Here is an 11,881-nt window from a genome sequence, read left to right on the forward strand (position 1 = left end):
ACAATGCCTCGCATTAGGTGGGAAGAAGACCAAAATTGGATGAATATGATGAGTCGTTCCTCACTGGTCATGGTGTCACGCTTCGAGCGGAGGGCAGCTTTAGATCAATAGCTCCCTTCGGAAAGGCAATATTTACCCTAGCAATCGGTCGAAGATGACCTTGCGACACAAAGCTGCCTGTGGAGAGCGGCAGCAATCGGCTAACTGCGGACATTCAGCTGAACAATAATCCCGCCACCAGCCTTTTAGCCTTGGACATCCCGTACTCTTCAAAAGCAGAATCTACATACTTTAAATGGCTTGGAACCTTCTGAATATGGAGGATTCAGGCTACAGCGATAGAGAGCCGGGAGACCGCGCAAAGGGAGGTCAGTGAGCGCTGCCAGGACCCAGGCAAGCCTCGATCATTTCCGCGACGTCAAGCAAGCGCTCGCGCAAAGCGGGAAGCCAGACCACTGCGACGGACGAGTTCCGCTGTGCCAATTCAAGCACTGCCTGAAGCGCATGGTCTGAATGCCGCATTAATTCAACTAAATGAACGCCGCTGGGACCATGGCTGCCCGCCAGCCAGTGCTTAGCGGTGCGTTCACTGGCATCGGTCCAATGGCGCAGCGTCTTGATTGCTCGATGTGACGTACCTAATTCGGTGCATAGGGCAGCGGCTACGGCGCTGGCGTAGATTTCTGCATTGATTGGAAATGGATTGCCCATTTTCGCGATCATCTTTCCGTATCTCCTCTTTATATTCGTGAGTAGCGCATCTGATGTTGGCCGGTAGGTGTGGTGCGGTCTACGGCTTGGCATAGGTGTAGACCCCGAGTAGCTGAGGGGGCATCGATCAAGAAATGAGACAATCACCTCTATCCACGACCGAGGGCGGCAATAGAGCTGCTGCCTATGTCCGCATGTCGACGGAGCACCAGCAGTACTCCACTGAAAATCAGCTGGATGCCATTCGCGTTTATGCGGCAGCACATGAGCTGGAGATCGTCCGGGTGTACACCGATGCGGGTAAAAGTGGCTTGAGCCTGGATGGTCGGGAAGCTCTCCAGCAGCTACTTCGAGATGTCGACGCGGGTCAGTCCGAGTTCTCTGTAATTCTGGTCTATGACGTAAGTCGCTGGGGGCGCTTTCAGGACCCTGATGTGAGCGCCAGCTACGAAGTTCGATGTCGGCAGGCGGGTGTCAGAGTCGAATATTGCGCCGAACAGTTCGTTAACGATGGCTCACCGGTATCCAGCATCATCAAGAGTGTTAAACGCATGATGGCTGGTGAGTACAGCCGTGAGCTGTCCGTCAAGGTATTTGCGGGGCAGTCGCGCTTGATCCAGCTGGGATACCGACAAGGTGGCCCGGCTGGATATGGATTGCGTCGTCAACTTATCGATCAGGCAGGGCAGCCTAAAGCAATCTTGGATCGGGGAGAGTACAAAAGCCTTCAGACGGATCGGGTGATTCTCACGCCTGGTCCGGAGTCCGAACAACAGGTCGTTCAAGACATTTACCAGGCCTTTGTCAGGGAAGGTCGAACCGAAGCTGAAATTGCAACTCAACTGAATCGGCGTGGACTGCTTACAGACTTCCAGCGACCGTGGTCACGGGGGGTAGTGCATCAGGTCCTGATCAACGAAAAGTACATCGGTAATAACGTCTGGAATCGCACGTCTGGCAAGCTGAAACAGCCACGAACATCCAATCCGGTTGATCAGTTGGTGCGGGCCGACGGAGCCTTCTCCTCTGTGGTCGACCACGCTTTGTTTCTTGCGGCGCAGGCCATTATCCGAGCGCGGTCACGGCACTGGACTGACGAGCAAATGCTGGCGACGCTGAAGCAACTATTTGCGGAGCGAGGTTGTCTGTCTGGGTTGATCATTGATGAGCAAGAGGATTGCCCCTCCAGCAGTTGTTATCGCCAGCGCTTTGGTAGTCTGCTACGCAGCTACAGTCTGATTGGCTATTCACCCGCACGGGACTACAGCTTTCTGGAGGCCAATCGTCGCCTGCGAGAGCTGTATCCGCACATCTTGGTCGACACGCAGGAGCGCATTCGTCTTGTCGGTGGACACATCTCGGTCGATCCCCAGACCCAACTGGTTTGGGTTAATGATGAGTTCTCGATCTCGGTGGTGCTTTGCCGCTGTCAATGCTCAGAGTCGCCGCGCAGACGTTGGCAGCTACGCTTCGACTTCGGTTTGTTACCTGACCTGACGGTCGCTGTTCGCATGCTCCCTGGTGAGCAGGAGGTGCTTGATTACTACCTCTTTCCCATGATCGATTTGGCGGCCCCTCACCTGCGTCTGGGAGATACTAATCCGCGTGAATTGGAACTCTATCGGTTCGACAGTTTGGACATCCTGGCGGCCCTGAGTCGACGTTTACCCTTGTGGAGCGCAGCGTAATGGCTGCATCGGGAGATCATCTTGCACTTCATGTGGCTCAGGCGGCGCCTATTGCGCATATCCCACTCGCGGATATTCGCGTGCTCAACCCGCGTAGTCGCAATCAACAAGTGTTTGCACGCCTAGTAGAAAACATTGCGAGTCTGGGGTTGAAACGACCGATCACGGTTACCCGCAACGGTTCGAGTTTCGACCTGATCTGTGGGCAGGGACGCTTCGAGGCCTTCAAGGTCCTGGGGGAGTCGGCCATTCCGGCGGTCGTGGTGACGGCGGCTGAGGCGGACCGCTATCTCATCAGCTTGGTAGAGAATCTGGCGCGACGCAAGCACTCGAACCGCGACTTGCTGATGGCGATAAACGTACTGCACGAGCGTGGCTACTCCATTAGGCAGATTGCACAGAAAACCTGCTTGGACCGTGCCTATGTCGGCGGCATTCTGATCTTGTTGAGGCAGGGAGAGGAGCGCTTGATCGCTGCCGTCGAAAAGGGCTGGCTACCGATTAAAGTCGCGATCCATGTGGCACGGTCTGACGATGCCCAGGTCCAGGCCGCCATGGTCGAGGCCTATGAAAGTGGGCTGCTGAAAGGAGATGAACTCATCAAGGTGCGCCGTCTGATCGACCGTCGACGAGTTCTTGGGAAAGATTACGGTAAGCATCAGGGAGGCGAGCGCATGACCACTCCTCGCCAGTTGCTGACCGCCTATCAGACTGAGGTTCGCCGTCAGCGCCTAATGGTGAAGAAGGCAGACATCAGCGAGCAGCGATTGCTATTCGTCGTGACTGCATTACGTCGGTTACTAGCCGATGAATTTTTTCGGTCAATGTTACACAGCGAAGGCATTGATGATATGCCGCAGGTATTGGCCGAGCGTATTCAGGGGGACGCATGACTATCGTCAAGCGTGCCTTTGAGCCTGATTTGATTATCGTCCGCCTACCGCTGATCCTGCCCTCTCGCCAAGTCACCCACGATATGCTGACCTCCGTCAAGTATGCGGCGATTTTAGCTTCCATCCGCGAGCTGGGGGTGGTCGAACCGCTCGCGGTGCATCCCGAGCCGGTTCACGGTGTGGGAGAGGAGCCCCATTATCTGTTGCTGGATGGTCATTTGCGACTGGCTGCGCTCGTACAGCTGGGAGCAAAAGACGCGTTGTGCCTGTTGGCGACAGATGACGAAGGCTTTACCTACAACCGGCAGATCAACCGACTTACCCCAATTCAAGAGCACAAGATGATTCTGGAGGCCATTCGCAAAGGAACGACCGCCGAGCGGATTGCCGAAGTCTTGAGCGTCAACGTTGGACGCATCCGTGAGCGCCAGCATTTGCTGCGGGGGATTGCGCCGGAAGTCGCTGAGATGCTGAAAACGCGAATGGTCAGTCAGGCAGTCTTTCGCGTGCTGCGCAAGATGAAGCCAATGCGCCAGATAGAATTAGTCGAGATGATGATTTCGGCCAACTGTTTCACTGGCCGCTACGCCGAAATGGTCTTGGCCGCGACGCGTCCTGAACAGCTGGTCGAGGCAAAGAAAGTCAGTGAGGGTGTGACTGCTGAAGACATTGCACGCATGGAGCGGGAGATGGAAAAGCTCTACCATGATTACCGGTTGGTCGAGGACACCCTCGGCGAAACAATGCTAGTACTCGTGGTAGCCAAGGGCTATGTATCTCGCATGCTGCGCAATCAGACTATCGCAGCTTACCTAGAGCGCTTCGAGCCTGACCTGGTGCGGGAGCTGGCGGGGGTTGTGGAGGCGGTCACCGCAGATGCACGTAGTCTGGAGCGTGAATAGACCTATCTGCTGTGTTGAGTGGGAGGTCATCATTCGTTTTTGGGACAGATCGTCAGTGCTACTTTGGTGAGGGCATGGGCTCTGGCTGAAATCGCGGTTTCGTCCCACGCAGAGGTAGCAATCAGTGGGACATTGAGACCGAGGCTGGCATTGGCATTAGCTTGTCGCGTTTCGCCGCAAAATCGCAGTGTTGCGCCGTCCTATTGACGCTGAGGTTCAGCAGCATCAATTTGGCTAACATTGGGATGCTCTCATGTGCTCACGAATCAGGAACTGCCAGAGCGTCAATGTGTCGCAAGGGCGCACTATCACTTCAATATCCGACTCATGGCTGTCGGCTGCCACGCTGCCATCTTTCAGTGGCCAGTGGGACGTTCCAACTGCGCGGCAAAATATGGTCTATATCAAGCGCTGATAGGTTTGGTACTTCTGGCTCTTCGCTTTTAACGGTTGGCCGTAAACCGCCCTCGAGTTCCGTTAGCAGCGTACAGGTTCTTGCGGTATCCAGCCGGCCTCGGTGCAACGGTGCAACGGTGCAACGGTGCAACGGTGCGCTGACACAGCCGGTAAGGAATTCACTGATCAGCGTCAGCTGTATTCAAATGTGATGAAGGATTGCGTTGGGTCGAAGGCAGCGTTCGTGACTCGCAGCTTACCGATTGCGGCCCTTTGCGAAGAGCCGCTTTGCGTCGATAGCAGCCATCTCTGACTGGCCGCTAACGACCCTCAGCTAAGGTTCGATACGCTGTATTCGGCCTGATTGCTTCGACTAGAAGGTGTCTACAAAGCGAATCAGAAATGATTAGCATCGACAGTAATGTTGGTATGGCATAGCGTCAGGACCGATGGGGTACTACCCTGTAACCCTAATTTTTTAGCTGTAACCTACTGAGGGTTACAACTAAAAAAATAGGGTTACAAATCCATTAAGCGACCCTACGTGTCGCTAAAGGCCCAAAGCGATAGGGGGGGCGCTAAATCTAAGTGCAACGCCCCCTGCTGAAGCGGAGTAAGACGCTTGGGCTAAGGCATGGACTGGCCTGGGCATCATCTGCTATCGACCCCAAAAAGGTGGGTACGGGGCTTAGCAGGTCTTCCTGGAGTGTGGAGGCGTCTACAAAACTAGGGGGCGATTCAGCTTGTTAAAACCAGTGAGCCACTGTCGACTATTCACTGAGGCACAGTCACGAGATGAAAAAAAAAGAATCTGTTCTTTACCCCGATCACCCCATGTATCACGACGCTGTGGAAGCGATGAAGCAGTACCATGAGGCGCAGGCTCGTGGCTGTCCCTTTGAAGAAATCGAACGACTGCGTCAAATTGCAGAGTCACAGTTCCGGGCTGTGAACGAGTACCAGCTGAGGGCCCTGGGCTGCCATTCTCGAAGATCCCACTGATAGCTACGTGTTTGGACCAACGGTAGGTGCAGGGTTTGCAGATCGGTCTACTCTTTAATCCCCCCCTCTCCGTAACCTCATATCGAGCCCATGCGACTTAGCCACAGCGCGGTGCACAAGGGCATGAAGCTCACAGCGATCCTGTGTCCCTCCTAAAGGGTCAGATAGCCGATTCTGTTGATGTGAAGGCTGAGTAGCATCGTTGGCATCTAAGCCAAAAGGTGCCCCTATGTCTTCTACCGTTTACAAGGGTCAGATCATCTCCCAAGCCCGCAAAAGCCGATCTATGAATCGTAGCCTCTCGGGTGTGTTTCCTTTTCGAGGCCAAGGTGTTTCGTACGAGTCCGGCCTTGAGCGCGACTTCATCAGGATCTGGTCGCTAGCCCCAGAAGTCGTGGCGATCATTGCGCAGCCTGTCCAGATTCCTTTCGTTGGCCACAACGGAAATCGATACATCCATACGCCTGATTTCTTCGTCCAGTTTGACGACTTGCTCGAGCTGAAACCCCTCCTGGTGGAAGTGAAGCCGCGTGAAGCCTGGACAGAAAACTGGCGTGAGTGGCTGCCCAAATGGAAAGCTGCATGGCGGTACGCCCAATCTCAAGGGTGGACCTTTCACATCTTCGACGAGTCGCGAATTCGCGGAGTGAGGCTGAAGAATGTCGAGTTCCTTCAGCGCTACCGCAACATGGACCTGGACCCGACACGAATTACTGCAGTCCTCAATAGTTTGGACCGGATGCGACATGCGCCCTTCCACATCTTGCTGGCATTGCATTTTCACGGTCATGAGGCGGTGGGCCGATCTTACCTGCTGCACCTCCTCGCGGTTGGAAAGGTCTGGACGGACCTTGATGAAGAGATCGATCAGTTTTCGATCCTGAGGTGCCACGATGAGCGTTACTGACGAGGGGTTGGTGCTCAATCGAGGGACATTGAGCATTCAGGTGGGCGAGTTCGTTAAGCATCTGAAATGTGTTTACAGAATCTTGGTCCTGGTCGACTTTCACCATGTCCTTGGACAGGACGTCGAGTCGGGTTTGTCCAAAATGCTCCCCATTGCTGGCCTGCAGAAGCCGGAGCCTGATGGTGGACGACTGCGTTCGTGTGGCATCGACCTTCAGCGGATCGCTGATAAGGACTGGGCAGTCGCAGAGCGGCGATACGCAGTTATCGCTCCATTGCTGGCCAAAGACATGCACGTGCAGAGCGCAGTGCTCAAGCGTGCCGAAGAATGCGGCGTTAGTAGGGCAACGATCTATCGGTGGCTGTACGCCTACAGTGAAGGCAGTCAGTTCTTGAGCTTGTTGCCCCATACACCAGGGTGGAAGAAAGGAAATAGCCGGGTAGCTGAAGCTGTCGAAGACATCATAGGTGAAGTGATTCAGACCCTTTACCTCTCCACGCGCAGGGCCACTATCAAAGATGTTTCTGAGGAGGTGGAAAAACGATGTAAGGAGAAGGGCTTCAGGACCCCGTCCATTCCTACTATCACACGGCGGATTCGCAAAATACCGCGGAAGAAAATTCTCAGAGCCAGAGGCTACTCGGAGCTCGCCTCCAATACCTACGACGCGCGGCCTGGGAAGTATTCTGCGGATTACCCCCTGCATCGCATCCAGATTGATCACAGTCCAGCTGACGTCATCATTGTCGATGACATCCATCGAAATTCCATTGGCCGGCCGTGGGTGACGATGGCCATCGATATGTACTCGCGCATGGTCGTCGGTTACTACATCTCGCTTGAGGCGCCATCGGCAGTTTCGGTCGCCATGTGTCTGATTCAGGCCATGCTGCCAAAACACGAGTGGCTGAACCACCACTCGGTCGTGGGTGAGTGGCCCGTATGGGGGAAACCCCACGAAATTCACAGCGATAACGGTCCAGATTTTAAAGCGAAGGCATTGATTCAGTCCTGCACTGCGCACGGCATTGATCGACAGTTCCGGCCTCGTAAGAAACCGCATTGGGGCGGGCATATCGAATCGCTCATGGAAGGTAACGCCAAGGTGTTCAGCAAGCTTGCAGGGGCTACTCAGCGCAATCCGGAGGATCGAGGCGATGTTAACTCCGACAAAGAGGCGACCATGAGCTTCGACGCGCTGGAAGCCTGGTTAATTCACACGATTCTGATCTACAACAACAAACCGCACAGCGGTCTTGAATTCAAACCGCCGATCAAAATGTGGAACGAGGCCTTCTGGGGGCCGAAAGCGATCTGTGGGATGCCGCCCATGCCTGAAGACCCGCTGACCTTGCAGATCGACTTTCTGCCGGCGGATTACCGAACGATTCATCCCTACGGCGTTGAATGGAGCGCGATCTACTATGCCGAGGCCTTGCGCCCTTGGATCAGCCATGTAGATCCGGCCACCGGTAAAAAGTCTAAATTCCTCTTCCGGCGCGATACGCGCGACATCAACTTCATCTGGTTCTTCGATCCGGGCTTGGAGCGCTACTTCAAAATTCCGCTGGCCAATCATCGCTTCGAGGGCGTATCCGTCGCGGAGTACGTCGCGACCAAGCGGGAGAGGAAGAAGAACAATTTAGGCTCGGTGGATGATGAGGCCATCGCACGCAGCATTGAAGCTCAGCGGCAGATCGAGCAAGCAGAGGCTGTGCGAACCAAGGACGCGCGGCGGCAAGCACAAAGGAAGAAGAACAAATCGAGTGGTAAGACTCCAGCAACGGTGCTCATGGGGCAACCCTCTGCACCAAAATCTACTCCGGCGGTGGACGATGCCTGGGGTGACGACGATGTGGCCCTATACGGAGGCGTGGCATGAGCAATTGTTCCCATCTCCTCCCACAGTTCCGCTCTGCACTTGAGTTGTCAGACGCTGAGCGCCTGGCTTCAATCAAGTCGCGCTGGATCGATTACGAACTCTCGCAGGATCTGTTCGATCGACTGTACGCCAAGCTATGTGGTCATCGAGATATTCCGGACTTCCTCATCCTGGGGGAATCCCGGATGGGTAAGTCATCGTTGATTAACCGTTTTGAGTCCCTTCATGGGACTTCGTATGTCAACGAGGATGGTTGCAGGGTACGGCCCATCGTCTCCATTGAGGTCAGCAAGCCGAGTCTGCGGATGTTCTATTGCGAGATTCTCAGATGCTCTAGCTCGCCTTTCAATCCAGATGCGACCGAGACCAAGCTGCGCTTCCAGGTGGAAGAGTTGCTCACTTCCTGTCACACCAAGATGTTGATCATCGATGAGATCCAGACCATTGCAAACGGTACCTCCCGCCAGGTGGCCGATTTCATGAATGAGATCAAACGCCTGACCAATACGTTGAAGCTTGCAATCGTGGGAGTGGGTATGCCGAGTGCTCACAGATTGTTGACGCTTGAGCGGCAATACGCCGCTCGATTCGTCACCTACGAATTACCGGTATGGGGGCCAAGCCTGGCGTTTCGCCAACTGCTGAAAGGCTTTGAGTCCTGGCTCCCCCTCAAGCAGCCATCGAGCCTGACGAACAAGGAGATTGCCGCCTTGATCCTCAAGCGCAGCCAAGGAATCACTGGCTACGTCGAAGAAATTCTGTTTCACAGTGCCCGGAAGGCAATCGAAACCGGCAAGGAGAAGATCGACCTCGAGCTTCTGGAGAAATACAAATGGGCTCCCGATGCTTTTGGCATGAGAAAGTATGCCCCGTAGAGCCGTTGTGGCCATGCGTGCCTGCTCTGCAGCGTGATGAACTGTTTTCCTCTTGGCTCATCCGCTGCTCGCTTCATCATGCGTGTGATGCTGTGGAATTTGCCCATTGGCTTTGGCCAAAAAGACGAGCCTGGACCAGCGATATCGATCAGAACATCTGTTCGCTCCAGCTGGACGCCTTGCACATGAAAAGCGGCATTTCAACTGGCTCGCTGATGGCGTCGTCATTGGTACCGTTGTGCAGGCACCTAGGGCTGACGTGCCCAGCCAAAGGCATCATGCCTTGGGTACTATCTTTAGGCGGCAGATACCTTAGGCGTGCAGGTGGTCTGCAGTACTGTCCCCTCTGTTTCGCCGAAGGCGTACCGTTTTATCGGCAACAATGGCGTATGGCTTGGTGCACCTGCTGTCCTGATCATGGGGTAATGCTGTGCGATCACTGTCCACACTGCCTGGCCGTGTTGGCTCCCCATCGCCTGACTTATCGAATGCGTAATCTAGGGCAATGCCATCAGTGCGGGCAGAACTTAACTGAGACTGATACTCAAGCTGCTGGCATTGACGTTTTGACATGGGAGCGCTGCGCTGACGCTTTTTTCCATGGGCGACCGATGCAGTGGGGATGGCCGCTGATGAGCGTGCCAGAAGGTTTTGTATTTCTTCGGGAGATTCTTCGGCTCCTGCGGGTCTTAGTCAGCCACCCGCATGCGAATGCCGAAAGGTTTCTTGCAGAGTACGGTGTAGATGTAGGTATGGTGTCGCGATCAGATGCCGGTTTGACGTTGGAGTGCCTGCCCACAGAAATAAGAGCGGCCTACTTGGCGGCGGTGGGAAAGATTGTGACAGCAGGCCGGCAGCGGTTCATGGCAACTATAGAGCTCGCCCGACTTTGTCCGTGGCTACGAGAGGCCGTTTCGAAGTCTGAGCAGTCCTATCTGCGCCATTTGATACCGGTCAGCTCAGTCAAACCCCAAACCGAAATCCGAGCCCCACGAAGCCGGCGATCGAAACCCCATAGCCCTCGGTCAGTACTCAAAGCCTGGTTGCGCTTCAAGAGAAGAGCTCATCGAGCCGGAGTTCTCACATGAGCCGTTGCAATTTCATGGAGTCGAGTCGTTTTGACCAGTGAAGTATCCCCAGGGAGCACCTGTCATGAATGCCAGCGCTCAATGCAAAAGGCGAAGAAGGTGCACCGCGGTAAGCGATTCTGCGAAACCTGCTACGCACGTGTCTTCAAGCGGAAAATGTGTTCCGGCTGCGGCAATTTCGCCCGACTGCCATTGTTTGATGCTGCTGCAGAATGCAGTTCCTGCGAGGTCAGGAAACCGTGTGTGCGCTGCCATCGTTCTGGACGCAAGGTTGGGAAATTAACTGCAGACGGACCTGCCTGTGTTTCCTGTGCGCATTACTTCCGACAGCCTGTACCGTGTGAGCGTTGCACTGCTCCCTCAACCAGGCTGGTCCTAACTAAAGCCGGTAATCAAAAGCTCAGATGCTGTCCGGCCTGTGTGTCACAACTGACAACCAGTTGCTGCTCTGCCTGCCGTCGCCCTCGGGTTATTGTCTCAAAGGTAGGGCCAGCGCTTTGCAAGAAATGCTTCGAATATGGAGAGGTGCCTTGTCAGGGCTGTGGGAAAACCATGGCAGCAGGAAACGGGAAAAGGTGCCCCTCTTGCTTCTGGCTTGCGTCATTCGAAGCGCGCCGGGCCGGGTTGCTCGACACTATGGGCAATGCGGATGCGAAGAGGGCTATGGGGCGATTCACACGTTGGCTGTGTGATCGTCGGGGGGCTCATTTCGCCGCTCTCAACATGCATCGCTATCAGCCTTTTCTGGAGGCCATCTATCGGCAATGGAACGCCGCGCCGGCGTACGCTGAGTTGGTCAGCCATTTTGGTGCACAGACCTTAAGGCGATCTTTGTCGATTGTGCGGTGGATGGAAGATGAGTCGATGCTGGTGGTTGACGCTGATTTGCGTGCGCAGTCTAGTGAGCAACGGCGTATCCAGCAGTCGCTGCGGTTCTTTGATGATGGTATAGCCAAAGCAGTGTTATTGCGGTTTTACGATGAGATGAGTTCGAGAACCGTGACATTGCGAACTGTTAGATTGTCCTTGGGAAGTGCCTTGAGGCTGCTCTATCAATGCGACCGGTCAGGGCAGCAGCTTCCCACCCAGACTGACTTAAAACAGCTGCTTTCAAAGCGTCCAGGGCTGTACTGCTCGCTATATGGTTTCGTCATTTTTCTCAACCGGCAGTACGCTCTCTCCCTCGAAGCTCGTATTGACCCCGAATGGTTCGCTAATGCTACGCACCTTGCACGGGAGCGCCGTTTCAGACGCGTGTATGCAGCTCTGCTTAATGGGGATGCCAACGAACAGCAATGGATCAGGGCCGCGATGGAGTACCTTCATGGTGCCAAACGCCTACCCAGGATGCTTGTCTACAGAGAGCAGGCGGAACGTGAACAACCTGGCTTCATCGTGACTTACCGAGGTGTTGATTTTTGGGTGCCCGATGCTCGCCCTTCATGCTGAAAGCCTACTCATAATCCCCGCTAGCAGTGATACGCTCAATGATCGGCTCAGGCCAGCGCAAACTGCCAATACGAAAAGTAGCCGAGAT

The 11,881-nt window shown here is 54.8% G+C and carries 10 protein-coding genes; 9 read left to right on the forward strand and 1 reads right to left on the reverse strand.

Annotated elements, in window-relative coordinates:
* Window positions 1-369: 369 nt before the first annotated feature.
* Entirely contained in the window at window positions 370-723 is a 354-nt protein-coding gene (locus ACLCGK_RS05845) for a hypothetical protein (RefSeq protein WP_099430990.1), read from the reverse strand.
* A gap of 122 nt (window positions 724-845) precedes the next feature.
* On the opposite strand from ACLCGK_RS05845, the gene ACLCGK_RS05850 reads away from it, so the two are divergent.
* The 9 genes from ACLCGK_RS05850 to ACLCGK_RS05890 all read left to right on the forward strand — a co-directional run bounded on the left by ACLCGK_RS05850 (window position 846) and on the right by ACLCGK_RS05890 (window position 11,793).
* The gene (locus ACLCGK_RS05850) at window positions 846-2,399 is read left to right on the forward strand and encodes a recombinase family protein (RefSeq protein WP_410951479.1); all 1,554 of its coding nucleotides are present in this window, start codon (window positions 846-848) and stop codon (window positions 2,397-2,399) included.
* Window positions 2,399-3,292 (forward strand): ParB/RepB/Spo0J family partition protein, encoded by an 894-nt coding sequence (locus tag ACLCGK_RS05855; protein ID WP_410951480.1) that lies wholly within the window; start codon window positions 2,399-2,401, stop codon window positions 3,290-3,292. The genes ACLCGK_RS05850 and ACLCGK_RS05855 overlap by 1 nt, the downstream gene beginning before the upstream one ends.
* On the forward strand, window positions 3,289-4,194 hold the full coding sequence (locus ACLCGK_RS05860; RefSeq protein WP_099430993.1) for a ParB/RepB/Spo0J family partition protein: 906 nt from the start codon (window positions 3,289-3,291) through the stop codon (window positions 4,192-4,194). Before ACLCGK_RS05855 ends, ACLCGK_RS05860 begins: the two co-directional genes overlap by 4 nt.
* Before the next feature lie 1,191 nt (window positions 4,195-5,385).
* Entirely contained in the window at window positions 5,386-5,592 is a 207-nt protein-coding gene (locus ACLCGK_RS05865) for a hypothetical protein (RefSeq protein ID WP_410951481.1), read from the forward strand.
* A gap of 286 nt (window positions 5,593-5,878) precedes the next feature.
* Entirely contained in the window at window positions 5,879-6,499 is a 621-nt protein-coding gene (locus ACLCGK_RS05870) for a TnsA endonuclease N-terminal domain-containing protein (RefSeq protein WP_410951482.1), read from the forward strand.
* A complete protein-coding gene (locus ACLCGK_RS05875) occupies window positions 6,486-8,381 on the forward strand; it encodes a DNA-binding domain-containing protein (protein ID WP_410951483.1) in 1,896 nt (631 codons plus the stop codon). Before ACLCGK_RS05870 ends, ACLCGK_RS05875 begins: the two co-directional genes overlap by 14 nt.
* The gene (locus ACLCGK_RS05880) at window positions 8,378-9,256 is read left to right on the forward strand and encodes a TniB family NTP-binding protein (protein WP_410951484.1); all 879 of its coding nucleotides are present in this window, start codon (window positions 8,378-8,380) and stop codon (window positions 9,254-9,256) included. Before ACLCGK_RS05875 ends, ACLCGK_RS05880 begins: the two co-directional genes overlap by 4 nt.
* Complete coding sequence (locus ACLCGK_RS05885; RefSeq protein ID WP_410951485.1) at window positions 9,214-10,344, forward strand: TniQ family protein; 1,131 nt, start codon at window positions 9,214-9,216, stop codon at window positions 10,342-10,344. The genes ACLCGK_RS05880 and ACLCGK_RS05885 overlap by 43 nt, the downstream gene beginning before the upstream one ends.
* A 723-nt stretch (window positions 10,345-11,067) precedes the next feature.
* The gene (locus ACLCGK_RS05890) at window positions 11,068-11,793 is read left to right on the forward strand and encodes a hypothetical protein (RefSeq protein ID WP_410951486.1); all 726 of its coding nucleotides are present in this window, start codon (window positions 11,068-11,070) and stop codon (window positions 11,791-11,793) included.
* Window positions 11,794-11,881 lie beyond the last annotated feature (88 nt).

The sequence above is a fragment of the Pseudomonas sp. S1(2024) genome (assembly GCF_046557535.1).